The sequence below is a fragment of the Streptomyces sp. NPDC058619 genome (genome assembly GCF_042717785.1).
GTDB lineage: Bacteria > Actinomycetota > Actinomycetes > Streptomycetales > Streptomycetaceae > Streptomyces.
The window spans coordinates 17,150-42,875 of sequence record NZ_JBHXQN010000021.1 but is presented as its reverse complement, the minus strand read 5'-3'; the positions used below and the strand labels follow the sequence as shown (position 1 = coordinate 42,875).

25 protein-coding genes and 1 riboswitch are annotated in these 25,726 nt (G+C 72.6%); of the genes, 12 read left to right on the top strand and 13 right to left on the bottom strand.

Annotated features, from left to right (window positions below; genetic code table 11):
- The first annotated feature begins 111 nt into the window (after positions 1-111).
- The 4 genes from ACFWTC_RS21345 (at position 112) to ACFWTC_RS21330 (ending at position 4,361) form a co-directional block, all read left to right on the top strand.
- The gene (locus tag ACFWTC_RS21345; protein WP_383916989.1) at positions 112-1,065 is read left to right on the top strand and encodes a MurR/RpiR family transcriptional regulator; all 954 of its coding nucleotides are present in this window, start codon (positions 112-114) and stop codon (positions 1,063-1,065) included.
- A 10-nt stretch (positions 1,066-1,075) separates the two neighbouring features.
- Entirely contained in the window at positions 1,076-1,999 is a 924-nt protein-coding gene (gene murQ, locus ACFWTC_RS21340; protein ID WP_383916992.1) for an N-acetylmuramic acid 6-phosphate etherase, read from the top strand.
- 50 nt (positions 2,000-2,049) lie between these two features.
- On the top strand, positions 2,050-3,564 hold the full coding sequence (locus tag ACFWTC_RS21335) for a PTS transporter subunit EIIC (RefSeq protein WP_383916995.1): 1,515 nt from the start codon (positions 2,050-2,052) through the stop codon (positions 3,562-3,564).
- Positions 3,565-3,773: 209 nt separating this feature from the next.
- Positions 3,774-4,361 (top strand): GNAT family N-acetyltransferase, encoded by a 588-nt coding sequence (locus tag ACFWTC_RS21330; RefSeq protein WP_383916998.1) that lies wholly within the window; start codon positions 3,774-3,776, stop codon positions 4,359-4,361.
- 33 nt (positions 4,362-4,394) lie between these two features.
- Here ACFWTC_RS21330 and ACFWTC_RS21325 read toward each other — a convergent pair whose 3' ends face one another.
- Positions 4,395-5,588, bottom strand: a complete 1,194-nt coding sequence (locus tag ACFWTC_RS21325; RefSeq protein WP_383917001.1) for a S8 family peptidase — start codon at positions 5,586-5,588, stop codon at positions 4,395-4,397.
- A gap of 361 nt (positions 5,589-5,949) precedes the next feature.
- On the opposite strand from ACFWTC_RS21325, the gene ACFWTC_RS21320 reads away from it, so the two are divergent.
- Positions 5,950-6,273, top strand: coding sequence for a protease inhibitor I9 family protein (locus ACFWTC_RS21320; protein WP_383917004.1), 324 nt, complete (start codon positions 5,950-5,952; stop codon positions 6,271-6,273).
- Between the two features lie 65 nt (positions 6,274-6,338).
- Here the strand turns inward: ACFWTC_RS21320 and ACFWTC_RS21315 are convergent, their stop codons facing one another.
- From ACFWTC_RS21315 to ACFWTC_RS21305, 3 genes are all read right to left on the bottom strand, one after another.
- The gene (locus ACFWTC_RS21315; RefSeq protein WP_383917006.1) at positions 6,339-6,611 is read right to left on the bottom strand and encodes a Uma2 family endonuclease; all 273 of its coding nucleotides are present in this window, start codon (positions 6,609-6,611) and stop codon (positions 6,339-6,341) included.
- A gap of 315 nt (positions 6,612-6,926) precedes the next feature.
- Positions 6,927-7,589 (bottom strand): beta-glucanase, encoded by a 663-nt coding sequence (locus tag ACFWTC_RS21310; RefSeq protein ID WP_384028136.1) that lies wholly within the window; start codon positions 7,587-7,589, stop codon positions 6,927-6,929.
- Positions 7,590-7,733: 144 nt separating this feature from the next.
- Entirely contained in the window at positions 7,734-8,351 is a 618-nt protein-coding gene (locus ACFWTC_RS21305; RefSeq protein ID WP_383917012.1) for a phosphoribosylanthranilate isomerase, read from the bottom strand.
- 157 nt (positions 8,352-8,508) lie between these two features.
- Between ACFWTC_RS21305 and ACFWTC_RS21300 the strand changes: the two genes are divergently transcribed.
- Both ACFWTC_RS21300 and ACFWTC_RS21295 read left to right on the top strand, forming a co-directional pair.
- The gene (locus ACFWTC_RS21300) at positions 8,509-9,087 is read left to right on the top strand and encodes a Uma2 family endonuclease (protein ID WP_383917067.1); all 579 of its coding nucleotides are present in this window, start codon (positions 8,509-8,511) and stop codon (positions 9,085-9,087) included.
- Between the two features lie 58 nt (positions 9,088-9,145).
- A complete protein-coding gene (locus ACFWTC_RS21295; protein WP_383917016.1) occupies positions 9,146-9,571 on the top strand; it encodes a GNAT family N-acetyltransferase in 426 nt (141 codons plus the stop codon).
- A 110-nt stretch (positions 9,572-9,681) separates the two neighbouring features.
- Here the strand turns inward: ACFWTC_RS21295 and groL are convergent, their stop codons facing one another.
- The 4 genes from groL to thrC all read right to left on the bottom strand — a co-directional run bounded on the left by groL (position 9,682) and on the right by thrC (position 13,900).
- On the bottom strand, positions 9,682-11,304 hold the full coding sequence (gene groL / locus ACFWTC_RS21290; protein WP_383917019.1) for a chaperonin GroEL: 1,623 nt from the start codon (positions 11,302-11,304) through the stop codon (positions 9,682-9,684).
- Positions 11,305-11,682: 378 nt separating this feature from the next.
- The gene (locus ACFWTC_RS21285) at positions 11,683-11,892 is read right to left on the bottom strand and encodes a cold-shock protein (protein WP_030232479.1); all 210 of its coding nucleotides are present in this window, start codon (positions 11,890-11,892) and stop codon (positions 11,683-11,685) included.
- A gap of 397 nt (positions 11,893-12,289) precedes the next feature.
- Positions 12,290-12,568 carry a MoaD/ThiS family protein gene (locus ACFWTC_RS21280; RefSeq protein ID WP_383917022.1) on the bottom strand — a complete coding sequence of 93 codons (279 nt, stop codon included), beginning with the start codon at positions 12,566-12,568 and terminating at the stop codon, positions 12,290-12,292.
- Between the two features lie 33 nt (positions 12,569-12,601).
- Entirely contained in the window at positions 12,602-13,900 is a 1,299-nt protein-coding gene (gene thrC, locus ACFWTC_RS21275; protein WP_383917025.1) for a threonine synthase, read from the bottom strand.
- Positions 13,894-14,050: riboswitch (SAM riboswitch) on the bottom strand. (Overlaps the previous gene by 7 nt.)
- Positions 14,051-14,235: 185 nt before the next feature.
- Here thrC and ACFWTC_RS21270 point away from each other — a divergent pair.
- Together ACFWTC_RS21270 and ACFWTC_RS21265 are read left to right on the top strand one after the other, a co-directional pair.
- Positions 14,236-15,186, top strand: coding sequence for a glucosyl-3-phosphoglycerate synthase (locus ACFWTC_RS21270; RefSeq protein WP_383917028.1), 951 nt, complete (start codon positions 14,236-14,238; stop codon positions 15,184-15,186).
- 46 nt (positions 15,187-15,232) lie between these two features.
- A complete protein-coding gene (locus tag ACFWTC_RS21265; protein ID WP_384028135.1) occupies positions 15,233-16,711 on the top strand; it encodes a trehalose-6-phosphate synthase in 1,479 nt (492 codons plus the stop codon).
- Between the two features lie 61 nt (positions 16,712-16,772).
- On the opposite strand, the gene otsB is transcribed toward ACFWTC_RS21265, so the two are convergent.
- From otsB to ACFWTC_RS21250, 3 genes are all read right to left on the bottom strand, one after another.
- Entirely contained in the window at positions 16,773-17,621 is an 849-nt protein-coding gene (gene otsB, locus ACFWTC_RS21260; RefSeq protein ID WP_267724548.1) for a trehalose-phosphatase, read from the bottom strand.
- Positions 17,622-17,695: 74 nt separating this feature from the next.
- The gene (locus tag ACFWTC_RS21255) at positions 17,696-17,932 is read right to left on the bottom strand and encodes a DUF3263 domain-containing protein (protein WP_384028134.1); all 237 of its coding nucleotides are present in this window, start codon (positions 17,930-17,932) and stop codon (positions 17,696-17,698) included.
- A 92-nt stretch (positions 17,933-18,024) separates the two neighbouring features.
- Positions 18,025-19,311: an extracellular solute-binding protein gene (locus tag ACFWTC_RS21250; RefSeq protein ID WP_383917070.1), complete on the bottom strand. Its 1,287-nt coding sequence runs from the start codon at positions 19,309-19,311 to the stop codon at positions 18,025-18,027.
- Between the two features lie 215 nt (positions 19,312-19,526).
- Between ACFWTC_RS21250 and ACFWTC_RS21245 the strand changes: the two genes are divergently transcribed.
- From ACFWTC_RS21245 to ACFWTC_RS21235, 3 genes are all read left to right on the top strand, one after another.
- The gene (locus tag ACFWTC_RS21245; RefSeq protein WP_383917073.1) at positions 19,527-20,459 is read left to right on the top strand and encodes an ROK family protein; all 933 of its coding nucleotides are present in this window, start codon (positions 19,527-19,529) and stop codon (positions 20,457-20,459) included.
- Positions 20,459-21,610 carry an N-acetylglucosamine-6-phosphate deacetylase gene (gene nagA / locus ACFWTC_RS21240; RefSeq protein ID WP_383917034.1) on the top strand — a complete coding sequence of 384 codons (1,152 nt, stop codon included), beginning with the start codon at positions 20,459-20,461 and terminating at the stop codon, positions 21,608-21,610. Before ACFWTC_RS21245 ends, nagA begins: the two co-directional genes overlap by 1 nt.
- A gap of 120 nt (positions 21,611-21,730) precedes the next feature.
- On the top strand, positions 21,731-22,657 hold the full coding sequence (locus ACFWTC_RS21235; protein WP_383917037.1) for a 1-phosphofructokinase family hexose kinase: 927 nt from the start codon (positions 21,731-21,733) through the stop codon (positions 22,655-22,657).
- Between the two features lie 114 nt (positions 22,658-22,771).
- Here the strand turns inward: ACFWTC_RS21235 and ACFWTC_RS21230 are convergent, their stop codons facing one another.
- Positions 22,772-23,836, bottom strand: a complete 1,065-nt coding sequence (locus ACFWTC_RS21230; RefSeq protein WP_384028133.1) for a CBM35 domain-containing protein — start codon at positions 23,834-23,836, stop codon at positions 22,772-22,774.
- A 68-nt stretch (positions 23,837-23,904) separates the two neighbouring features.
- Positions 23,905-25,626: a diguanylate cyclase CdgB gene (gene cdgB, locus ACFWTC_RS21225; RefSeq protein WP_383917044.1), complete on the bottom strand. Its 1,722-nt coding sequence runs from the start codon at positions 25,624-25,626 to the stop codon at positions 23,905-23,907.
- Positions 25,627-25,726: the final 100 nt, after the last annotated feature.

Below are 25,726 nucleotides of genomic sequence, written 5' to 3'. Positions count from 1 at the left end.
ACGTCCGGGCTCCGCTGAAAATAGGTTTCAGACGTGAGCGAGAACGCGAAAGAAACTTTCAGACCGGACGCGCCCCCCACGCCGGCCTCCCCCTCGGCCCACTCGGCCCCCTTGGTCCCTTCGGCCCCCCCGGCCCCGGCCGTCCCGGCTCCCCCCTCCACTCCCGCACCCTCCGCCCTCCGGGCCCGGGTCCGCAGTCTCGGCCCCTCCATGACCCGCTCCATGCAGGCCGTCGCCGAGGCCGTCGCCTCCGACCCGGCCGGCTGCGCGCAGCTCACCGTCTCGGCCCTCGCCAAGCACACCGGCACCAGCGAAGCCACCGTCGTCCGCACCGCCCGCCTCCTCGGCTACCCCGGCTACCGCGACCTGCGCCTCGCACTGGCCGCGCTCGCCGCACAGCAGGAGTCCGGCGCCGCGCCCGCCGTCACCGTCGACATAGCCGTCGACGACCCCCTCGCGGACGTCGTCGCCAAGCTCGCCCACGAGGAGGCGCAGACCCTCGCCGACACCGCCGCCGGGCTCGACCTGACCCAGTTGGCCGGCGCCGTCACCGCCCTCGCGACCGCCCGGCGCATCGACATCTACGGCGTCGGCGCCTCCGCCCTCGTCGGCCAGGACCTCGCCCAGAAGCTGCTCCGCATCGGCCTGATCGCCCACGCCCACCAGGACACCCACCTCGCCGTCACCAACGCCGTCCTGCTGCGCCCCGGCGACGTCGCCGTCGCCGTCACCCACTCCGGCTCCACGGGCGACGTCATCGAGCCCCTCCGTACGGCCTTCGAGCGCGGCGCCACCACCATCGCGCTGACCGGCCGCCCGAACGCCCCCGTCGCCCACTACGCCGACCACGTCCTGGCCACGTCCGCCGCCCGCGAGACCCAGCTGCGCCCGGCCGCCATGTCCAGCCGGACCAGCCAGCTCCTCGTCGTCGACTGCCTGTTCGTCGGCGTGGCGCAGCGGACGTACGAGACCGCCGCACCCGCCCTCGCCGCCTCGTACGAGGCGCTCGCCCCCCGCCACCAGACCTCCGTACCGACCAACAAGCGCAGCAGCACCGCCCGCTAGGAGCCCGACCATGACCGCGTACGCCGCCCTCCGCGCCCAGCTGGAGACCCTGACCACCGAGGCCTTCCGCCCCGAACTGGCCGAGGTCGACCGGCTGTCCACCCTTGAGATCGCCCGCCTGATGAACGCCGAGGACGCCACCGTCCCGGCCGCCGTCGCCGGGCAGCTGCCGGAGATCGCCGCCGCGATCGACGCGATCGCCGAGCGGATGGCGCGCGGCGGCCGGCTCGTCTACGCGGGAGCCGGCACCGCGGGCCGGATGGGCGTGCTGGACGCCAGCGAGTGCCCGCCCACCTTCAACACCGACCCGGCGGAGGTCGTCGGCCTGATCGCGGGCGGCCCCTCGGCCATGGTCAAGGCCGTCGAGGGCGCCGAGGACTCCCGGGAGCTGGCCGCCGAGGACCTCACCGCGCTGGGACTCGGCCCCGACGACACCGTGGTCGGCGTCTCCGCCTCCGGGCGCACCCCGTACGCGATCGGCGCCGTCCAGTTCGCCCGTACGCGCGGCGCGCTCACGCTCGGGCTGTCCTGCAACGCGGGCTCGGCGCTCGCCGCGGCCGCCGAGCACGGCATCGAGGTGGTCGTGGGGCCCGAACTGCTCACCGGGTCCACCCGGTTGAAGGCCGGTACCGCGCAGAAGCTCGTACTCAATCTGATCTCGACGGTGACGATGATCCGGCTCGGGAAGACGTACGGGAACCTGATGGTCGACATGCGCTCCTCCAACGAGAAGCTGCGCGCCCGCGCCCGCCGCATCGTGGCCCTGGCCACCGGCGCGCCCGACGAGGAGATCGAGGCCGCGCTGACGGCCACCGGCGGCGAGGTGAAGAACGCCATCCTCGTCGTCCTCGGCGGCGTCGACGGCCCGAAGGCCGCCGAGCTGCTCGCGTCCTCGCGGGGCCACCTGCGCGCCGCGCTCGCCGCGGCCTCCTGAACGCCTACCCCCGCCCCCGCCCGCACCCCCGACGCAAGGCGAACCCCAGCATGTCCACTGACAAGAACCGCGCCACAGCCGCCGCGATCCTTCCTCTGGTCGGCGGCCCGGACAACATCACCTCGATCGCGCACTGCATGACCCGCCTGCGCATCGGTCTGCGCGACCGGAGCCTGGTCCAGGAGGAGGCCCTCAAGGCCCTCCCGGCCGTCATGGGCGTCGTCGAGGACGACACCTACCAGATCGTGCTGGGGCCGGGCACCGTCGCCCGGGTCACCCCGGAGTTCGAGGCGCTCGTCGCGGAGGGCCGCTCGGCCGCGCCGGCCGCGGCGCAGGCGGCGTCCGCCCCCGCGCCCGCCGGCGGCCACCCCGTGACGGCCGGCGAACTGGCTTCGCAGGGCGCGGCGTTGAAGGAGGCCCGCAAGGCCAGGAACGCCACCCCCTTCAAGCTGTTCCTGCGCCGCATCGCGAACATCTTCGTCCCGCTCATCCCCGCCCTGATCGGCTGCGGCGTCATCGCGGGCCTGAACGGCCTGCTGACGAACCTGGGCTGGCTGCCCGCCCTGGTCCCGGCCCTCGCCGCGATCGCCTCCGGCTTCATGTCGCTGATCGCGGTGTTCGTCGGTTACAACACGGCCAAGGAGTTCGGCGGTACGCCGATCCTGGGCGGCGCGGTCGCCGCGATCATCGTCTTCCCGGGCGTCGCGAAGGTCACCGCCTTCGGACTGGAACTCAAGCCCGGCCAGGGCGGCGTCCTCGGCGCGCTCGCCGCGGCCGTGCTCGCCGTGTACGTCGAGAAGTGGTGCCGCAAGTGGGTCCCCGAGGCACTGGACGTCCTGGTCACGCCGACCCTCACGGTCCTGATCTCGGGCCTGGTCACCCTCTTCGGCCTGATGTTCCTCGCCGGTGAGGCCTCCACCGCCATCGGCACCTTCGCCGACTGGCTCCTCGCCACCGGCGGCGCCTTCGCCGGGCTGGTCCTGGGCGGGCTGTTCCTCCCGCTGGTGATGCTGGGCCTGCACCAGGCCCTGATCCCCATCCACACCACGCTCATCGAGCAGTCCGGGTACACCGTCCTGCTGCCCATCCTCGCCATGGCGGGCGCGGGGCAGGTCGGCGCGGCCGTCGCCGTCTACTACAAGCTGCCGCACAACGGCTCCCTGCGCTCCACCATCAAGTCCGCGCTCCCGGCCGGGTTCCTGGGCGTCGGCGAACCGCTGATCTACGGCGTCTCGCTGCCGCTGGGCCGCCCGTTCGTCACCGCCTGCGTCGGCGGCGCGGTCGGCGGGGCCTTCGTCGGCCTCTTCAACCAGCTGGGCGTGGGCTTCGGCTCGACCGCCATCGGCCCCTCGGGCTGGGCCCTCTTCCCGCTCCTGGACGGCACGTCGGGCATGGGCGCCACCCTCGCGATCTACGGGGGCGGCCTGGCGGTCGGCTACCTGGTGGGCTTCGCCGCCACCTACTTCTTCGGCTTCACGCGGCAGATGCTGGCCGACCTCAACACCGCCCCGGAGCCCACCCCGTCCGCGGACCAGGACCCGGACAAGCAGCCGGCCCTGGCCTGACCCGCACCCCACGGCCCCCGCACCCCGGCGGGGGCCTCGACGGCGACAGGCCCCCGCCCGGGCGCTCCTCTCCGCGCTCCGCACGACCGCGGCCCGGCCCGTCCCCGCGCATCGGCGGTCGGGCCGTCCGCGACGCCCTCCGGCCACCCCGGCCGACAGCCGCCCCGCTCGATTCCCGCCCGGCCGCGCGGGTCCGGCAGGATGCGCTCATGAGCGACGCGATACCCCCTGTGGTCCCCGCCGGCCGACTGGCCGCCCTGCCCCAGCCGGAGTTCTACCTCCCCGGCACCGGCGGACTGCACCTGCGCCCCTGGACCGCTTACGACGCACCCGCGTTGGTCGAGGCCTGCTACGACCCGGACATCCGGTTCTGGAACCGCCCGAGCCTGCTCGACGAGGCCGGAGCGGTGGCGCGGATCGCCCGCTGGGAGGCCCGCAGGCAGGCCGAGGAGGGCGTGGTCTGGGCCGTGGCCCCGGCCCAGGGCGGCCAGGCCTTCGGCCTGGTCGGGCTGGGGGACGTCGACCTCGCGGGCGGCAGCGCCGAGTTCCTGTACTGGCTGCTGCCCGCCGGCCGCGGCGCCGGGGTCATGGCCCGGGCCACCGACCTCGTCAGCCGCTGGGCCTTCGAGACCCTGGGCCTGCACCGCCTGCGCATCACCCACTCCGTGCGCAACCCGGCCTCCTGCGTCGTCGCCCTGCGGGCCGGGTTCCCCCCGGAGGGCGTCATGCGCGGCGCGCTCCTGCACGCGGACGGCTGGCACGACGAGCACCTCCACGCCCGCCTGCGCACCGACTGAACGGGAGGCCGGGACGGCTCCACGCGGTCCGGGTCAGAGACCGCCGAGGTAGAGCAGCTCGTTGGAGGTCCCCTTGCTGACACTGGTCAGGACGTCCTTGGTGGACTCCTCACTGAGGAACCCGGCGATGTCACCCGGAGCCGCCGAGGGGTTCTTGGCCTTGTAGAGGGCGGCCACACCCGTGACGTGCGGCGCGGCCATCGACGTGCCGTCGAGGGCGACGCTGCCGCCTCCGAGCTGCGCGGAGACGATGGCCTCGCCGGGCGCGTAGAGGGAGACGCACGTGCCGTGGTTGGAGAAGGAGGTCTCCTCGTCCCACTTGTTGGAAGCCGCCACCGTCAGCACCTTCGCCGCACCGGCTGGGGAGACCAGGCAGGCGTCCTTCGCGGAGTTGCCTGCGGCGACGACCGGCAGCACGCCCGCGTCGGTCACGGCGTTGGCGGCGTTGTCCACGGCATCGGACCGGTCCCCGCCCAGGGAGGCGTTCAGTACGGCCGGCTGCTCGGCGTTCTTCGCCACCCAGTCCAGGCCCGCGAGGATCCCCGAGACCGTGCCCTGGCCGTCGCAGCCGAGGACGCGCACGCTGACCAGGCTCGCCTTGCGGGCCACCCCGTACGTCTGGCCCGCCACCGTGCCCGCGACGTGCGTGCCGTGGCCGTTGCAGTCCTGGCCGTTGCGACCGTCGTCGACGGCGTCGAAGCCGAAGGCGGCCCGGGTGGCGTCGGGCCCGCCGAACTCCGCGTGCTGGTGGTCGATGCCGGTGTCGAGGATGTAGGCGGTCACCCCCGCGCCGTTGCCCTGGACGGTGAAGTCGCTGTCGAGCGGCAGGTTCCGCTGGTCGATGCGGTCCAGTCCCCACGAGCTCGCCGGCGCACGGGTGCCGGGGGCGGTGCTCCGCCTCGGGACGGACTGCACCTTGGCGTCCTCCTCGACCGCCTTCACGCCCGGGCTGTTGCGGACGATCGTCAGCTGGAGCGGGGTCAGCGGAACGGCGAAGCCGTTGAGCGCCGAGGTGTAGAGGAACGACGGCTTCAGGCCCAGCCTCTTCGCCGCCTGCGCCGCGTCCACCCCCTTGTCGAGCGTCACGATGTACCGGCCGGGCACGGCGTTGGCGGCGGTCTTGAGCGGCGCCGGAGTCGGCTCCGGAGCAGCGGCGGACGCCGTCCCGGCCAGGGCCGGGGTCATCGCGAGGAGGGCTGCGGTGGCCACACGGGCGAGCAGGTGCATGGAGGAAGCTCCCGGACGGGGTGGGGGTGGCATGGGTGAGCCGCCCCCGCGGCATCAGGTGCACCCGTGGGGGCGGCCCTCGGTTCCATCAGTGCCACCCGGCGGAGGGTTGAACCAGCCCGCCCGGCGGCCGGTCGGGCGCCGCGCGCGCGGATGCGCCGGATACGCCGGCTGCGGAAACGTTCATCCCCTGCGCCGCCAAGGCTGCCCCCGGACGCGTACGGTGCGGCGGCCGCCCGGCAGGATCACCCGTACGGCCTCCCGCCACCCCAGGGGGCGCGCGGCGGGTGCGCTCCCCGTGACCCCGCCGCACCCCGGGCGGTCGTTGACCGGCCCCGCCCGGCGTGATGCCCTCGGCCCCATGCGCACCCCCCTGAGCCGAGCCGGCGTACCCCTGGCCGCCGTCGTCCTGGCGGCCGCGGCCGCCGCCGAGCCGGTACCCGGGTCCCGCGTCACGGCCCCCGCCGTCGACCACCCCACGTACATCGTCACCGTCCACCCGGGCCTCGACCCGGGCATCGTGGCCGACGCCTACGGGATCACCCCGATCCACGTGTACCGCGACGCCCTGAACGGCTTCGCCGCCCGCCTCTCCCCCGAGCAGGTCGAAGACCTCCGGGCGACCTCCGCCCTCGTACGGTCCGTCGAGGCGGACGGCACCGCGTCCGGCTCCGGGATCAGCTGACGGCACGACGGCCCGCTTCCCACCCGCCGGCCGGCCCCGGGCGGGAACGGGGGCCTGTCGGCGGGTCAGCGGGGGAAGTGCTCCGTCTCCAACGTCACCGAGAACGGCTCGGGGAACTTCAGCGCTTCACCGAAGGCCACCCGTTCGGCGTGCCGGTAGGCGCCGTTCCCGGGCCCGGTGAACAGCGTGGCCGTGGGCCCGTGCTCGTCGAAGCGGCCGATCAGCAGATAGACCGGCACCGGGGCATGGGCGTAGGCCCAGAGCTTCTTCTTCCAGTCGTCTTCGGCGTTGCTCCCGGGGGTGATCTCCACGACGAGCAGCGCGTCGGCCGCGTCCACCGGATCACTGACGTCCGCGTCGACACCAAGGTGATCCGCCCTCCGTCGATCTCGGCGCGCCAGCCCTCCGGCACGTCCAGCTCACGCCAGCTCTGCAGCAGGTACTCCCACGCACGGCCATCTGCACTCCCGCCGGGTTCGACCATGGCTGCGGTCATCCCGGGTCCCCTCTCCCGTGGCCCATGAGCGTGAGCGTAGACAGACGGATCAGCGGCCCGGGGGCCGCTCCATCCAACGTCCCACGATCGGGGGGGCGCACGCAGCTGTCTCCGCGCCGCGCCGCCCCCGTCCACCGGGTGTTCCGGACGAAACGGACTAGCGCCGGTACACCCGCAGTGCCGACACCTCGTACGACATCTCCGTGGCCCCCGGATCCGGCGCCGGGTGGTAACGGCCCGCCGAGACCGAGAGGTTGACGATGAGGTACGCGCGCCAGTTCCGGCCTACGCCCCGGCCGTCGCTGAAGACGCGGGCGCCGTTCACCCACCAGACGACCGAGTTCCTCCCGAACTCGACCTTCAGGTCGACCCACCCGCCGGGCCGCACCGACGGGTCGCGGTGGTAGCGGTGGCCCTCGCGGACGTGGTTGGACAGCTCCAGCAGGTCCGGGTTGTCGGGGTGGTACTCGAAGACGTCGATCTCCTGCCCGCCGTCCCGCCAGGTCCAGATCGCGGGCCACGCCCCGCGCTCCACCGGGAGCCTCACCCGGGCCTCCAGCACGTCGCCGGTGCGCGCCATGAACCCGCCGTCGCTGCCCTCGGTGGTGAGCAGGCCGGCGTCCCAGTTGCCGTCGGGGCGCAGGGTCGCCCTGAAGACCCCGCCGCGGCTGTAGGCGGGGTCGGCGACGAGGTGGTCCAGCTTGTTGTCGTTCGGGTTGACCGGGCCGCCGCCGGGATACGCCCACGAGCGGCCGGCGACCCACTGGGAGGTGGAGGCGAAGTCGGCGGTGAAGACGGGAGTGCGGCGCGGCGCGAACACGGGCACGCCTCCACCGCCCTCAGGAACGAGGCGGCTTGTCAGGCGCCGCAGCCATCCGAGCGTGTCCGAGAGCATGACAGTGCTTTGCCCGCCGGAAACCGGCCCAACCTCCGGTTCTCGCGGAGAGTAATCGCACGAACGCTTTCAGCGAGCAGAAGCGTGCGCCGCGCGCACGAAGGCGTCGATGAGCGCCGGGGACTTCACTCCGCGCTCCCCCTCGACTCCACTGGAGACGTCCACGCCCCACGCTCCCGTGGTTTCCAGGGCCTCCCGGACGTTGCCGGGGGTCAGTCCGCCCGCCAGGAGCCAGCGGCCCTCCGGCGCCGTGAACTCCGCGGAACCCCAGTTCCAGGGCTTGCCGGAGCCCGGGTCCGGCGCGTCGATCAGCAGCAGGTCCTCACCGTACTCCCCGCACCGCCGGACGTGCTCCGCGGTGGCCCGCAGCAGCGTCCGGCCCGCGGCCCGCAGCGCCGCGAAGTCCTCGGGGCCCTCCTCCCCGTGCAGCTGGACGCCCCGTACGCCGCTCTCCTCGGTGAACCGGCGGACCTCCGCCACCGACTGCCCCCGGAACACCCCGACGGTGAGCACCCCCGGCGGCACCTCCGCCGCGAGGGCGCGCGCGGTCGCGGCGTCGACCGTACGCGGGCTGCCCGGGGCGAACACGAACCCGACGGCGCCCGCCCCCGCGGCCACGGCCGCCTCGACGTCGCGCGCGTTCTTGAGGCCGCAGATCTTGACGAAGGGTGCGCTGCTCTCGCTCATCCCCCGAGTCAACCAAACCCGCCCGCCCCACGGCACTCCGTCCCGAGGACCGGGCACGGCCCCGGCCCCGGCCCCGGCCCCGGCGCTAGCCTGATCTGAGACACGGGCCCCGGCCCGGTACAGCACGCACGCCATGCGGAGGACCACGGTGACCACCATGACCGAGCGGGCCACACCGATAGACACCACACTGTCGGCACCTCCGACATTCGAGAGCCTCCTGCGCACCGTCGAGGAGATGAACACGCCGGACGGCTTCAAGGCCGAGCTCATCCGGGGGAAGATCGTCGTGTCGCCGTGGTCCAAGCCGCGCTACGTCCGCCCCATGCGTGCCCTGCGCAGGCAGCTGGACGCCGAGGCTCCGGACGGGCACATCGTCGAGACCTCCCCCTTCCTCTTCCGGTTCCCCTCGGCGGCCCGCGCCTACGGTCCCGATCTCTTCGTCGCCGACGAAGCGGCCTTCGAAGCGGACGGCCGCCACGCGGACGGGGCGGCCCTTTCCCTGGTCGGGGAGTTCACCTCCGTTTCCACGAAGGACGCGGACTGGACCGACAAGCTCGATGTCTACGGCCTGCTCGTGCCGGTCTACCTGGTCGTCGACATGCAGGGCTCGGAGATCACCTGCTTCTCTGACCCCTCCCCGCACGGCTACCGCTCCCGCACCACGGTGTCCTTCGGCGAGCCCCTGCACGTCCCGGAACCGTTCGGCTGCGTCATCGACTCCTCCGGGTTCTGACCCGGGAGGCCCCGGAAACCGTTCGTGGCGGCGCGGGCGCGGGCCGCAGAATGGCCCGATGAAGGACAACGGGGTGGAGATCACCACAGGCGGCGCGGACGGCGGTCTCGACGCACGGCTCGGCAAGGAGCTCGACGCCTTCAACCAGGCGGCGACGGCGGGACACGAGCAGTCCGAGTTCACCGTCCGGGTCACGGACGCGGACGGCGCGCTCGTCGCCGGGCTCAGCGGCTGGAGCTGGGGCGACCGGGCGGGCATCGGCTTGACCTGGGTGCGCGAGGACAGCCGCGGCGACGGCTGGGGCGGCAGGCTGCTGGCAGCCGCCGAGGACGAGGCCCGCCGGCGCGGCTGCGCGACCGTCCTCGTCTCGTCGTTCACCTTCCAGGCCCCGGCCTTCTACGCCCGCCACGGCTACGTGGAGACGGCCCGCGTCCCCGGCTTCCCGGGCGGCCACGAGGACGTGTACTTCCTCAAGCAGCTCTGACCCGGCCGATCACGTCCCCCGCTCCAGGCGGCCGGGGAAACGCCCGAGGGCGGCACCCCCCCGCGGGGGGTGCCGCCCTCGTTCGAGAACAGCCGATCAGCCGGGGCCGATCAGAAGTCCATGTCACCACCCGGCATGCCGCCGCCCGCGGGGGCACCGGCCTTCTCGGGCTTGTCGGCGATGACGGCCTCGGTCGTCAGGAACAGCGCGGCGATCGACGCGGCGTTCTGCAGCGCGGAGCGCGTCACCTTCGCCGGGTCGATGATGCCCTCGGCGATGAGGTCGACGTACTCGCCGGTGGCCGCGTTCAGACCCCAGCCCGGGGTCAGGTTGCGGACCTTCTCCACGACGACGCCACCCTCGAGGCCGGCGTTGACGGCGATCTGCTTCAGCGGGGCTTCCAGGGCGAGCTTGACGGCGGCAGCGCCGGTCGCCTCGTCACCCGTGAGCTCCAGCTTGTCGAAGACCGCGGAGGCCTGCAGCAGGGCCACGCCGCCACCGGCGACGATGCCCTCCTCGACGGCCGCCTTCGCGTTGCGAACGGCGTCCTCGATGCGGTGCTTGCGCTCCTTGAGCTCGACCTCGGTCGCGGCACCGGCCTTGATGACGGCCACGCCGCCGGCCAGCTTCGCGAGGCGCTCCTGGAGCTTCTCGCGGTCGTAGTCCGAGTCGGAGTTCTCGATCTCGACGCGGATCTGGTTGACGCGACCGGCAACCTGGTCGCTGTCGCCGGCACCGTCGACGATGGTGGTCTCGTCCTTGGTGATGACGACCTTGCGGGCGCGGCCCAGCAGGTCGAGACCGGCGTTCTCCAGCTTGAGGCCGACCTCCTCGGAGATGACCGTGCCGCCCGTGAGGATGGCGATGTCACCGAGCATGGCCTTGCGGCGGTCGCCGAAGCCCGGGGCCTTGACGGCGACGGACTTGAAGGTGCCGCGGATCTTGTTGACGACCAGGGTCGACAGGGCCTCGCCCTCGACGTCCTCGGCGATGATCAGCAGCGGCTTGCCGGACTGCATGACCTTCTCCAGGAGGGGCAGCAGGTCCTTGACCGAGCCGATCTTGGAGTTGACGATCAGGATGTACGGGTCGTCGAGGGACGACTCCATGCGCTCCATGTCGGTGGCGAAGTACGCCGAGATGTAGCCCTTGTCGAAGCGCATGCCCTCGGTGAGCTCGAGCTCCAGACCGAAGGTCTGCGACTCCTCGACCGTGATGACGCCTTCCTTGCCGACCTTGTCCATCGCCTCGGCGATGAGCTCGCCGATCTGGGTGTCGGCGGCGGAGATGGAGGCCGTGGAGGCGATCTGCTCCTTGGTCTCGACGTCCTTGGCCTGGGCAAGCAGGGCGGCGGAGACGGCCTCGACGGCCTTCTCGATACCACGCTTGAGGGCCATCGGGTTGGCGCCGGCGGCTACGTTGCGCAGACCCTCGCGGACGAGGGCCTGGGCCAGCACGGTGGCGGTGGTCGTACCGTCGCCGGCGACGTCGTCCGTCTTCTTGGCGACTTCCTTGACCAGCTCGGCGCCGATCTTCTCGTACGGGTCCTCGAGCTCGATCTCCTTGGCGATGGAGACACCATCGTTGGTGATCGTGGGGGCGCCCCACTTCTTCTCAAGGACGACGTTGCGACCCTTGGGGCCAAGGGTGACCTTGACGGCGTCGGCGAGCTGGTTCATCCCACGCTCGAGACCGCGCCGGGCCTCCTCGTTGAACGCAATGATCTTGGCCATCTGAAGTGGTCCTCCCGGACAGGGGTGGATTGCTCCGGACCGCGCCCGCGCCCGCGACGGACGGCCTGCGCGACCGGCGGTTCCTTCCCGCCGGACGCTGCGGGCCTCACCGACCCGGTCCTCGTTTTAGTAGCACTCTCACCGGGAGAGTGCTAACGCCAATGATTAGCACTCGGCACCCTCGAGTGCAAGCGGCTTCGGTCAACACCCCCGGAAGAAGCAGGCGCCGCACGGGTCGTGCGGGCCGGACGCACGAGGGGCCCACATCCCTTGTCCAGGATGTGGGCCCCTCGTAGTGCCTCGCACGTCATACATACGTCGTACGTCGGTACGACCGTGCACGCCGTACGTGTGCGTCGCTGGTCGATCGCGTGGGGACTAGCCGGCGGCCGCGAGCTTGACCATGTCCGCCTGCGGCCCCTTCTGGCCCTGCGAGATCTCGAACTCGACCCGCTGACCCTCTTCAAGGGTGCGGTAACCGTCCATCTGGATGGCGCTGTAGTGGACGAACACATCCGCGCCACCGTCGACCGCGATGAAGCCGTAGCCCTTCTCCGCGTTGAACCACTTGACGGTGCCCTGAGCCATGCCTAACTCCCCTATTACTGGCCCTTGCGCAGGAACGCACTTCGCGATCCCGGGTCAGAACTTGCGTCGGAACGCGTCGACCGAGGCTGAATGTATCCGCGCCGGTGCTGTCTGCAACAGGTCAATCCGACGAGAATTCCGGCCACCTGGAAACATTGAAAAAGAGTGAAAATTTGGCATATTCCAGGGCAACTCGGGCCCGGCATCTCTCGCCAAAGCCCCATAGCGCACTCGCACATTGACCCGATGTCGACCCTCACGCGACCCGTTCATATGCGGCGGGCAAGAACAGCGGAGGGGACTTCCCCAACCCTACCGCGCCCAATCAAGCAGAATTGCCCCCTCCGCTTATTAGCGGAGGGGGCAATTTCGGTTTTGCGTGTCACCGCACGGTCGGTCAGCAACCGCCCGCGACGGCCGGGATGATCGAGACGCCGGCGCCGTCCGGGGTGACGGCCTCCAGGCCTCCCTCGAAGCGCACGTCGTCGTCGTTCACGTAGACGTTCACGAAACGGCGGAGCTTGCCCTGGTCGTCCAGGACGCGCGCGGCGATGCCCGGGTGGCTCTTCTCCAGCGAGTCGATGACCTCGGCCAGGTTCGCGCCCTCGGCGGAGACCTCGGCCTTGCCGCCGGTGTAGGTGCGCAGAATGGTGGGGATGCGGACGTTGACGCTCATGGCGCTACTGCCTTTCCGGTGTGCGAGGGAGGATCAGACCAGGCCGGCGGCGCGGAAGGCGTCCAGGCTCGGGCGGATGGTGGCGGTCTGCCCGCTGTCCGCGGCCACCGCCTCCAGGGTCTTGAGGCCGTCACCGGTGTTCAGGATGACGGTGGTCAGCGCCGGGTCGAGGTGCCCGGCCTCGATCAGCTTCTTCGTGACGCCGACGGTCACGCCGCCCGCGGTCTCGGCGAAGATGCCCTCGGTCTGCGCCAGGATCTTGATGGCCTCGACGACCTGCTCGTCGTTGACGTCGTCGACGAAGCCGCCGGTGCGCCGCGCGATGTCCAGGACGTACGGGCCGTCCGCCGGGTTGCCGATCGCCAGGGACTTGGCGATGGTGTTCGGCTTCTGCGGGCGGACCACGTCGAGACCGGCCTTGAAGGCGGTCGAGACCGGGGAGCAGCCCTCGGCCTGGGCGCCGAAGATCTTGTACGGCTTGTCCTCCACCAGACCGAGCTTGATCAGCTCCTGGAGGCCCTTGTCGATCTTCGTCAGCTGCGAGCCGGAGGCGATCGGGATGACCAGCTGGTCGGGCAGCTGCCAGCCGAGCTGCTCGCAGATCTCGTACGCGAGGGTCTTGGAGCCCTCGCCGTAGTACGGACGCAGGTTGACGTTGACGAAGCCCCAGCCCTCGCCGAGCGGGTCGCCGATGAGCTCGGAGCAGAAGCGGTTGACGTCGTCGTAGTTGCCTTCGATGCCGACGAGGTCGCCGCCGTAGACACCGGCCATGACGACCTTGCCCTGTTCCAGGTCGTGCGGGATGAACACGCAGGAGCGGAAGCCGGCGCGGGCGGCCGCGGCGCCGACGGCGCCGGCCAGGTTGCCGGTGGAGGAGCAGGAGAGCGTGGTGAAGCCGAAGGCGCGGGCCGCCTCGACGGCGATGGCCACGACGCGGTCCTTGAAGGAGTGCGTCGGGTTGCCGGAGTCGTCCTTGACGTAGAGCTTGCCGGTGACGCCGAGCTCCTTGGCCAGGTTGGCCGCGTCCACGAGCTTGGTGAAGCCCGGGTTCAGGCTCGGCTTGGAGGCCACGTCGGCGGGGACGGGCAGCAGCGGCGCGTAACGCCAGATGTTGTTCGGGCCGGCCTCGATCGCGGCGCGCAGGGCCTCGGGGTCACCGGTGGGAAGGTCGTAGGCGACTTCCAGCGGTCCGAAGCACTCGACGCACGCGAAGATGGGGCCGAGTTCGAAGCGGGTACCGCACTCGCGACAGGAAAGGCCGGTGGCGGGTCCGAGATCGACAGAGGTGGTTTCAGTCTGTGCAGCCATGATGGCGAGGCCCTTTCTCCTCATCTTCCCCATGGCGCACTTCGCCATGAGACGGAATTGGCACCTTCCCTAGCCGGGGACCTCGCGGAGTGTGCGCAGAACGCATCGCGAGAACCGACTGGAGGGTTGCCGGGGCTTCAACGGGCCGTGTCCCTCTGCCCCTCTGGATGAGCGGTATGGCACCGGGCCGCGCGCTCTTGGCGCGTCCGGGCATTTGTGGGCGAGCACCCCCGGCATGCGGTGGTGCTTCGCGTTGTTCAAGACTGTAACGGAAGGTCCGGGTGGTTGAGACAGCCGTCCGAACCGCGAGATGGATCACATTTCGGCTTATACCGCCGAGTAACCAGGGAGTGCCGAGAGTGCTGGAAGAGGTGGAGCGCTGGCTGGCCGAGCGCTCCTGGGCCGCCGCCGACCGACCGCTCGCCCAGCTGATCGAACGGAAGCGGGCGACGGGCGTCACGGTCAGCGTGGTGCTGCCCGCACTCGACGAGGAGGCGACGGTCGGCGAGATCGTCGAGGTGATCCGGCGCGAGCTGATGGAGGGGCTGCCCGTCCCCCTCGTGGACGAACTCCTCGTCGTCGACTCGGGCTCCGCCGACCGGACCGCGGAGGTGGCGGCGAAGGCCGGCGCCCGGGTGGAGCACCGCGACGCGATCCTGCCCCGCATCCCGGCGCTGCCCGGCAAGGGCGAGGTGCTGTGGCGTTCGCTGCTGGCCACGACCGGGGACGTCGTGTGCTTCGTCGACGCCGACCTGCGGGACTTCTCGGCCTCCTTCGTCTCCGGCATCGTGGGACCGCTGCTGACCGACCCCGACGTGCAGTTCGTCAAGGCGATGTACGACCGCCCGCTGGGCGACGCGCCGGGCCAGGGCGGGCGGGTGACGGAGCTGGTCGCCCGGCCCCTGCTCAACCTCCACTGGCCGCAGCTGGCGGGCTTCGTCCAGCCGCTGGGCGGCGAGTACGCCGTGCGGCGCTCGCTGCTGGAGCGCCTCCCCTTCCCCGTCGGGTACGGGGTCGAGCTGGGCCTGCTGGTGGACGCGCTGCACACCGTCGGGCTGGACGCGCTGGCCCAGGTCGACGTGGGCGTACGGGTCCACCGCCACCAGGACGGGCAGGCGCTGGGCCGGATGGCCGCGGCGATCTACCGCACGGCGCAGCTGCGGCTCTCGCGCGGGCACCTCGTACGGCCGGAGCTGACGCAGTTCGAGCGGGGCCCGGACGGCTTCGTGCCGCGCACCTACGCGGTGGACACCGAGGAGCGGCCGCCGATGCGCGAGGTCGAGGAGTACGCCGTACGCCGCGTGGCGTGACGAATCAGGCGGTTTGAGGGGAGCCGGGCCCGGCTAGGTTGGCGGCATGGCTTCTCAGGTACTCGTTGCAGCGAACCGCGGCCCGCTCTCCTACGCCCTCTCCGACGACGGGGAGCTCAGCGCCCGCCGCGGCGGGGGCGGACTCGTCTCCGGGCTCTCCGCGGCCCTCGCGGAGCAGCCGGACGCGCTGTGGATCTGCTCGGCGCTCTCGGACGCCGACCGGGAGGCGGTGCGCCGGGGCGTCTCCGAGCCGGGCGTCCGGATGCTGGACATCGATCCCACGGTGTACGACGACGCGTACAACGGCATCGCGAACTCCGTGCTCTGGTTCACCCACCACCACCTGTACGACGTCCCGCGCGAGCCGGTCTTCGACGCGCGGTTCCGCCGCCAGTGGGACTCGTACACCGAGTACAACCGCGCCTTCGCGCAGGCCCTCGCGCAGGAGGCGGCGCCCGGCGCCCGCGTCCTGGTGCAGGACTACCACCTGGCGCTGGTCCCGGGGCAGTTGCGCGAGCTGCGGCCGGACCTGCGGATCGCGCACTTCACGCACACGCCGTGGGCCTCGCCCGAATTCCTCGGCATGCTCCCCGACGACGTCCGCCAGCAGCTGGTGTGGGGAATGCTCGGCGCGGACGTGCTGGGCTTCCACACGGGCGAGTGGGCGCGGAACTTCGTCGCGGGGGCGCAGGCCGACGACGCGAGCGGTGTGGCGGAGGGCTTCTGGCCGGCCGCCGGTCCCAGCGGGGTGCGGCACCGCCGCAGCCCTGTGGACGGGCGGCGCGAGGAGCGGCCGGAGGAGCCCCGCTTCACCGAGGTGACCGCCTTCCCCCTGGGCGTGGACGGGGACGACCTGCGGGCACTCGCGCACCGGCCCGAGGTCGACGCGAAGCTGGCGGAGCTGCGGGCGGAGGTCGGGGACCGCAAGACGGTCGTCCGGGTGGACCGCACGGAGCTGTCGAAGAACATCCTGCGCGGGCTGCTGGCCTACCGGGAGCTGCTGACGGTCCACCCCGAGTGGCGCGGCCGGGTGGTGCATCTGGCCTCCGCGTACCCGTCGCGGCAGGACCTGAAGGTGTACCGGGACTACACGGCGGCGGTGGCGGAGCTGGCGGCGGAGATCAACGCGGAGTTCGCCGCGGAGGGCTGGGAGCCGGTGCTGGTGTCGGTGAAGGACGACTTCGCGCGCTCGCTGGCGGCGTACCGGCTGGCGGACGTGGCCCTGGTGAACCCGGTGCGCGACGGGATGAACCTGGTGGCGAAGGAGATCCCGGTGGTGTCGGAGGCGGGCTGCGCGCTGGTGCTGTCGACGGGCGCGGGGGCGTACGAGGAGCTCCGCGACCACGCCCTGACGGTGAACCCGTTCGACGTGTCGCGGACGGCGGAGGCCCTGAACGAGGCGCTGAGCATGCCGGAGCCGGAGCGCGCGGAGCGTACGAAGCGGCTGGCGGCGGCGGCCACGGCGCTGCCCCCGGCGGCCTGGTTCCGCGCCCAGCTGGACGCCCTGGACACCCCGGAGTCCTGACCCGCCGGCGCGGCGCGGGTTCCGGGGCGGGCCCCCGGAACCGCGCGCACCGGCGCGGGGGTCAGGACCGCAGCGCGTCCGCCAGGGCGGCCAGCAGGGCGACGACCTCGGCGGGGCCGGCGAGGACGATGTCGGCCCGCGAGGCCAGTTCCGGGACCTCCGCGGAGCCGCTGCACACCAGCAGGCCCGGGTGCCCGTCGGTCCGCCGCTTCTCGACGGCGGCGTACGCGGCGAGGTCGCCCAGGTCGTCCCCGGCGTACAGCACCGCCTCGGCGCCGGTCTCCTCCAGGAACTCGGTCAGCGCGACGCCCTTGTCCATGCCCGGGGGCCGCAGCTCAAGCACGGCCCGGCCGGGCTCCACCATCAGCCCGTGCCGGGCGGCCAGGTCGGCCAGCGGCTCGCGCAGGGCGTCGAAGGCGGCGGCGGGGTCGGCGGCGCGCCGGGTGTGGACGGCCAGCGCCTGGCCCTTCTCCTCGATCCAGGTACCGCGCCAGGCCCCGATCGACTCCAGGAACCCCGGCAGCTCCGCCCGGACCGCCGCGACCCCGGGGTGCTCGGCCGGGGCGTGGACGGTGCCGGTGACGGCGTCCCAGCGCTCGGCGCCGTAGTGCCCCAGGACCACGAGGTGTTCGAGTCCGGGGACGCCGGCGAAGCCGCCGTAGCGTACGGCCACGCCCGCCGGGCGGCCGGTGACCACGGCCACGGAGGCGACCTCGGGGGCGAGCGCGGCCAGGGCCGGCACGGCTCCGGGGTGGGCGCGGGCCTGGTCGGGGTCGGGAACGATGTCGGCCAGCGTGCCGTCGAAGTCGAGGGCGACCACGGAGCGGCGGGGCGCGCGGAGCAGGGCTTCCAGGCCCTCGCGTCCGGCTGCGGTGACGGGCATCGGCAGGTCGTGCGGATGGCTCCCCATACGGACGACCCTAACGGGCTGGCCCGGCGACGGCTACGGCGCGGTGCCCGTACGTCCCGGCCAGCCCCGTACGGTCACCGCCGCGCCCGCTGGGCCTCACGGATGCGTCGCAGCCGGTTCACCGTGCCCGGGGCGTGGGCGAGCGCCCGGGCATCGTCCATCAGCGCGTTGAGCAGCTGGTAGTACCGGACCGGGGTCATCCCCAGCCCCTCCCGTACCGCCCGCTCCTTGGCGCCGGGTCCGGGCCAGGTCCGGGCCTCGTACGCGAGCACCTCGGCCTCCGTGGCCGTCAGCCGCCCCTCGTCCGTCATACCGCCAGATTAACGCCGCCCACCGACACCGGCCCGCGCCGGGCGGGCCGGTGAACCGGCGGGCGGGCCGGCAGACGGAGAGGCGTTCCCGGTCAGCTCGGGTCGGCCTTGCGGGCCGCCATGGCGATCTCCTCCAGCACCTTCGCGGGCTGGCCGCCCGGCTGCACGGTCTTGCCGATCTTCTGCTTGATGTCCTCGCTCACGCCCGCCCAGGACTTCTTGCCGACCGGGTAGAGCCGGGAATTCGGCAGGGCCGCCAGGAACGTCTTGAGCTGCGGGGAGGAGCCGCTCGTGCCCGCCTCGGCGGCCCGGTAGCCGCTCGTGGTGACCGGCAGCAGGTCGTACTTCTCGGTGAAGGCCGTCACGTTCTTCGCCTCGTACAGGTAGTCGAGGAACGTGCCGGACTCCTTGCGGTGCCCGTTCTTGAAGGCCATCACCCAGTCCGCGACACCCATCGTCGGGTGCTCGGTGCCGTCCGCGGTCGGCAGGGCCACCATGCCGAACTTCACGCCCCGGTCGCCGGCCTGCTTGAGCAGCGTCGGGTGGCCGTTGAGCATGCCGACCTCGCCGCGCGCGAAGGCGTCGAAGGCGGCCTGCCGGTCCAGCTTGCCCGGCTCGACCGAGCCGGTCAGGCCCTGCCCGACCAGCTTGTCCCGCAGGAACTCCAGCGTTTTGGCGTTGTCGGGGGAGTCGAGGGAGTAGTTCTCCTCGTTGTCCGTGTAGCCGCCGCCGCCCGCGAGCATCCACATCATCGTCTCGGCCTGGGCCTCCTCGCGGCCCAGCGGCAGCGCGAAGGGGGTCGGGACGCCCGAACCCTTCAGCTTCTTCGCGGCGGCCTCCAGCTCGCTCCAGCTCTTCGGCTGCCAGGCGGTCTTGCCGTCCTTGGGGACGACGCCGGCGTCGCCGAGCAGCTTCTCGTTGTAGAAGAGCAGCCGGGTGCTGGCGACGAAGGGCAGGCCGTACTGGACCCGCCTGACCTTGCCCGCGTCGGCGAGCGGCGCCAGGAAGTCCGCCTCGGTCTTCACGGAGAGCAGCTCGTCCGCGGTGTACAGCTTGCCGTCGGCCGCGTAGTCGGCGTAGGCGCCGATCTGGGCGATGTCGGGGGCCTTGCCGGCCTTGACCATCGCGGCGACCTTGGCGTCGACCTCCGACCAGTTGAAGACGCTGACCTCGACCTTGATGCCGGGGTGCTCCTTCGTGAAGGCCTCGCCGAGGTCCTTCCAGTAGATGGCGGAGGAGTTCTGCGGATTGTCCCCGTAGTCGGCCGCCACGACCCGCAGGGTCACCTCGTTGTCCCCGGCGAGTCCGTCGACGGCTCCACAGCCCGTCAGCGTCACGCCCGTCAGACAGAGTGCGGCGCCGGAGGCGGCCAGGCTCAGGTAACGGCGCTTCACAGTTCTCGTTCCACCCCTTGTTGTACGTACGATCCACGTAAGGTCTACACCACTTTGGCGACTGGTCCACATCCCTGGAGCGGTCCGTGTCCGCTTCGTATCCGGACCGGGGTCCCGATTTTGTATGGCCACTCAACAATCCCTCCCAATGGACTAGACCTTTCCCCGTCGAGCACGCGAGACTGTCACCTGTGAAACCCGTGAAACACGTCATCGCCCTCGATGTGGGCGGCACCGGGATGAAGGCCGCCCTCGTCGCCGACGACGGCACCCTGCTGCACGAGGCGCGCCGCGCCACCGGCCGCGAGCGGGGCCCCGACGCCGTCGTCGAGACGATCCAGGACTTCGCCGCGGAGCTGCTGCGCACCGGCGAGGAGCACTTCGGGCGGCCCGCCTCGGCCGCCGGCGTCGCCGTACCCGGCATCGTCGACGCCGAGAACGGGATCGCCGTCTACGCGGCGAACCTGGGCTGGCGCGACGTCCCCCTGCGCGAGCTGATCGGCAGACGCCTCGGCGGCATCCCGGTGGCCCTGGGCCACGACGTCCGCACGGGCGGCCTCGCCGAGGGCCGCATCGGCGCCGGCCGCGGCGCCGACCGCTTCCTCTTCGTCCCCCTGGGCACCGGCATCGCCGGCGCCATCGGGATCGCCGGCCGCATCGAGGCCGGCGCCCACGGCTACGCGGGCGAGATCGGCCACATCGTGGTGCGCCCCGGCGGCCCCGCCTGCGGCTGCGGCCAGCGCGGCTGCCTGGAGACCCTCGCCTCCGCCTCCGCCGTCTCCCGCGCGTGGGCGGCGGCCTGTGGCGACCCCGCGGCGGACGCCGCGCAGTGCGCCGAGGCCGTCGAGGCCGGCGATGAGCGGGCCCGCGAGGTCTGGCTGGCGGCCGTCGGCGCGCTCGCCGACGGCCTGGTCACCGCGATCACCCTGCTGGACCCGCGCACGCTGATCATCGGTGGCGGGCTGGCCGAGGCCGGGGAAACCTTGTTCACACCACTACGGACGGCCGTCGAGGAGCGCGTGACGTTCCAGCGGCTGCCGGACATCGTTCCGGCGGCCCTCGGGGACACGGCCGGATGCCTGGGCGCAGGGCTGCTCGCCTGGGACCTACTCGCCACGGAGGTACCCGCCTGATGTCCGGAAGCGCTCACAGCACCGTTCTCTCCGGCGCCAGGGTGGTGCTGCCCACCGGAACCGTCGCCAACGGCCGGGTCATCGTCGACGGCGCCCGCATCGCCGGCAGCGCCCGGGAGGGCGCGGACGTCCTGGACCTGACCGGGCACTGGGTCGTCCCCGGCTTCGTCGACGTGCACAACCACGGCGGCGGCGGCGCCTCCTTCACCTCCGGCACCCCCGAGGAGGTCCTCAAGGGCGTACGGACGCACCGCGAGCACGGCACCACCACCCTGGTCGCCTCCACCGTCACCGGTGACCTGGACGAACTCGCCCGCCGCGCCGGGCTGCTCGCCGAGCTGACCCAGCAGGGCGAGATCGCGGGCATCCACTTCGAGGGGCCGTTCATCAACCCCTGCCGCAAGGGCGCGCACAAGGAGGAGCTGCTGCGCGACCCCGACCCGGCCGAGGTCCGCAAGCTGATCGACGCCGCGCAGGGCGCCGCCCGGATGTTCACCCTCGCCACCGAGCTGCCGGGCGGCCTGGACTCCGTACGGCTCCTCGCCGAGCACGGGGTCATCGCGGCCATCGGCCACACGGACTCCACGTACGAGCAGACGCGCCAGGCCATCGACGCGGGTGCGACCGTGGCCACCCACCTCTACAACGCCATGCCGGGCCTGGAGCACCGAGCCCCGGGCCCCATCGCGGCGCTGCTGGAGGACGAGCGGGTCACCGTCGAGCTGATCAACGACGGCGTGCACCTGCACCCGGCCATGCTGGAGCTGGCCTTCCACCACGCCGGCGCGCACCGGGTGGCGCTGATCACCGACGCGATGGACGCGGCCGGCTTCGGCGACGGGACCTACCACCTCGGCCCGCTGGAGGTCGAGGTCAAGGAGGGTGTGGCCCGGCTCGTGGAGGGCGGCTCCATCGCCGGTTCGACCCTCACCCTGGACACCGCCTTCAAGCGGTCGGTGACCCTGGACCGGCTGCCGGTGGAGTCCGTGGTCCAGGCGATCTCCGCGAACCCGGCCAGGCTGATCGGCCTGTACGGCGAGATCGGCTCGCTGGAGCCCGGCAAGTACGCCGACCTGGTCGTCCTCGACGCCGCGTTCGACGTCAAGGGCGTCATGCGGCGCGGCGAATGGATCGTCACCCCGGAGGTGTGAGCCGGTTCCTGACGGTTCGTAACACCGACAGGACACGCGCGTGGGGCGGTCGGCCCGCGGGACTGGGCCGACCGCCTTCCGTTTGGCATGATCCCGGCAGCAACAGACCCGGGAGTGCCCATGATCCTGACCGTCACGCTCAACACGGCGCTGGACGTCACCTACCGCGTGCCGCGGCTGCTCCCGCACGCCTCGCACCGCGTCTCGGACGTCGCCGAACGCCCCGGCGGCAAGGGCCTCAACGTCGCCCGCGTCCTGGCCGCGCTCGGCCACGAGGTCACCGCCACCGGCTTCGCGGGCGGCCGGACCGGCGCCGTCGTACGGGACCTGCTGGCGCACTCCCCCGGGGTGACCGACGCGCTGGTCCCCTGCGCGGGCACCACCCGGCGCACCGTGGCCGTGGTCGACGCGGCCTCCGGAGACACCACGCAGTTCAACGAGCCGGGCCCGCTGATCACGGCTCCGGAGTGGTCGGCCTTCCTGACCCGGTACGACGCCCTGCTGGCCGGAGCCGAGGCCGTCGCCCTGTGCGGCAGCCTCCCGCCGGGCGTGCCGGTGGGCGCGTACGCGGTGCTCGTACGGACCGCCCGAGCGGCCGGGGTCCCGGTGCTCCTGGACACCGGCGGCGAGGCCCTGCGCCGCGGGGTCGCCGCCCGGCCGGAGGTCATCAAGCCGAACGCCGCCGAACTGGCGGAGCTCACCGGGTCCCGCGACCCGCTCCCCGCCACCCGTGACGCCCGCCGCCGGGGCGCCCACGCGGTGGTCACCTCGCTCGGCCCGGGCGGGCTGCTGGCCGCCACCCCCGACGGCACCTGGCAGGCCGCCCCGCCGCGCCCGCTGGCCGGCAACCCCACCGGGGCCGGCGACTCCGCGGTCGCGGGGCTGTTGTCCGCCCTGACGCAGGGCCTGGACTGGCCGACCCGCCTGACCCGCGCCGTCGCCCTCTCGGCGGCCACGGTCCTCGCCCCGGCGGCGGGGGAGTTCGACCGGTGCGTCTACGAGGAGTTGACGCTCGCCGTCTCCGTCACCGACAGGAGCCGAAGCTGAGCGTCCGGCGGTCCCCGGGGAGCAACGGACCGGTCCGACAACGGAACCGGCCCCCGACCGCGCGAGCGGTGGGGGGCCGGGTTCAGCCGACGGGCGGGCGGGCCGGACGACGGGTCAGCGCCGGACGTGGCCCGAGGCCATCTCCAGCTGGTCGAAGACCACGTCGCACTGGTTGCCCGCCTCGCAGGAGATCTTCACGTTGTTCGTGCCCTTCTTGAGGGTGATCCAGGCGTAGGTGGTCGTCCACCCCTTCTCCCAGGCACCCTCCGAGGCCTTCGCGAAGTTGGCGAGGTTCAGCGCCTGGTTGGGGCTCTGCCCGTTGACCGTGAGCGTCGCCTTCGCGTCCTTGCCGGGCACGCCGTACTTCACGTAGACCGTGTAGTCGCCGGCCGACGGGACGTCGACCGTCCAGGTCAGCGCCGCACCGGGCTGGTTGAAGCCGCCCACGTACTGGCCGTCGCCGCTCTTCGCTCCCGGCACCGTGTTCTGCAGCTGCGCGCCGCCCGTGAGCACCATGCCCGCGCCCGAGGCGTCCGCCTTCGGCAGCGGGGCCGCGGAGGGCTTGGGAGCATCGCTCGGGGCCGGGGACGCCGGGTTCTGCGGGGCGGCCGACTGCTGACCGCCGTCGCCGCCCGCCTTGTCGTCGCCCTTTTCCTTGCCGTCGCCGCCGAAGGCCAGGGCCGCGCCGATGCCGATCACGACCGCGCCGACCACGGCGACCGCCGCGATCAGCAGGCCCTTGCGGCTGGAGCCGCCGCCGCGGTTCCCCGTGCCGCCGTGGCCGTGGCTCCCGCCGCCGCCGTGCGAGGAGATCGCCTGGGTCTGGGAGGACTGCGACGAGCCGCCCTGCTGCGGCGGAACGCCGTAGCCGCCGGCCTGGAGGGCCTCGGGTGACTGGTACTGCGCCTGGTAGGACGGCTGGCCCTGCTGGGGAACGGGGCCCCGGGGGCCGCCGCTGCTCCTGCGGTCGCCGACCGTGCGCACCTGGTGGTGGGAGGTCCGCGGGACACCGGGCTGCGTACCGGGGTGACCGCCGCCCGGGCCGGGGTAGCCGTATCCGCCCTGACCGGGCGGGGTGGCCCCGGCGGCCTGGCCGTCCTCGTAGAGGTAGCCGAACGGATCGTCGTCCTCGGGCTTGTTCGCCCCACTGTGCGAGCCGTTGTTCGCGGGCGTCGTCATCGCAGGTCACTCCTTTCGACCCCCGGGAGCCTACCCCGAACGCATGCGCCCACGAGCGGCCGATCGCCTCATCCGGCCCGGCGGTGCGACTTCGACCGCGCCCGCTTCTCGATGTACATCCGCTGGTCGGCGGAGCGCAGCACCTCGTCGGCGGACATTCCGCAGCTCGCCCATCCGATCCCGAAACTCGCTCCCACGCGCACCGCGCGGCCGTCGACCCGGATCGGCGGGATGATCGCGTTGCGCAGCCGGACCGCGAGGTCGGCGGCGTCCGCGGCGCCCAGGCCGTCGGCGAGGACGACGAACTCGTCACCACCCAGCCGGGCGACGGTGTCGCCGTCCCTGACGCCGGTCGTCAGTCGCCGGGCGACTTCGATCAGGACCGCGTCGCCCGTGTGGTGCCCGAACCGGTCGTTGATCGACTTGAAGCCGTCGAGGTCGCAGAAGAGCACCGCGAGCCCCTTCGTCCCGTCGTCGACGTCGGTCGCGGGCGCCACCGTGTGCACGTGGTGGTCGTACGGACCGTCCGCGGGGCCCGCCACCGCCCCGGGGAACTCGAAGGGGTCGGCCCCGCCGAACCGGTCGGGGCCGTCGGGCTGAAAGCCGTGCTCACCCGCACCACCCGCCTCCCCGTGCACCTCGTACCCCGTCCGCACCTCGCGTCCCTCGTAGGCCGCGTCCAGGGCCTCGACCGCGGTGGCCCTTACGGACTGCGGGCGGCGGCACAGCCGGGCCCCGAGCCGGGATCTGAGCTCGGCGCTGTTGGGCAGGCCGGTCAGCGAGTCGTGGCTGGCCCGGTGGGCGAGCTGGAGCTCGTGCCGCTTGCGCTCCTCGATGTCCTCGACGTGGGTCAGCAGGAACCGCGGCCCGTCGGCGGCGTCCGCGACCACGGAGTTGCGCAGCGAGACCCATACGTACGTGCCGTCGCGGCGGCCGAGGCGCAGCTCGGCGCGGCCGCCCTCGGCGGAGGTGCGCAGCAGGGTGCCGATGTCCTCGGGGTGGACCAGGTCGGAGAAGGAGTAGCGGCGCAGTACGGAGGCCGGTCTGCCCAGCAGCCGGCACAGCGCGTCGTTGGTCCGCAGCAGGCGGCCGTGCTGGTCCCCGCCCATCTCGGCGATGGCCATGCCGCTGGGCGCGTACTCGAAGGCCTGGCGGAACGACTCCTCACTGGCGCGGAGCGCCTGCTGCTCGCGTTCCAGCCGGACCAGGGCCCGCTGCATGTTCGCGCGGAGCCTGGCATTGCTGATCGCAATCGCCGCCTGGAAGGCGTACATCTGGAGCGCCTCGCGCCCCCACGCCCCGGGGCGGCGCCCGTTGCGCGGTCTGTCCACCGAGATGACACCCAGGAGTTCCCCGCCGGACGCGTACATGGGTGCGTAGAGCCGGTCTTCGGGGTGCCACTCGTCCTCGAACCGCGGTTCGGGCCCCTCGGTGTGCCACTGGGGGACGTCGTCCTCCATGAGGACCCAGCCCTCGGTGTGCGGGATGAAGCGGAGCCCGTCCCAGTTCTCACCCATGGTCAGGCGGCGGTCCCAGGAGGCCCGGGAGCCGACCCGGCCGGTGATGAGGGCCTCGGCGGCGGGGTCGCCGGCGAAGGCCGCGACGACGAGATCCCCGTCAGGGCGTACGAGGTTGACACAGGCGAGTTCGTAGCCGAGCCCCACGACGATGCCGTCCACGACGGTCTGCAGGGTGTCCGCCAGGCTCCGGGCCGTATTGAGCTCGGCCACCACCCGGTGCAGCTGCCGCAGGGTCGCAAGACGGACGTACGGCTCCGACTCGGTCTCCATTGCTCGCTCTCCCCGAGACCTCGACAGCAACTCCAGGTTTGTCATCGGCGTTTCGTTGCGGTGTCCCGTCCACTGAATCACAGTGAGCTGTGCCGCAGGT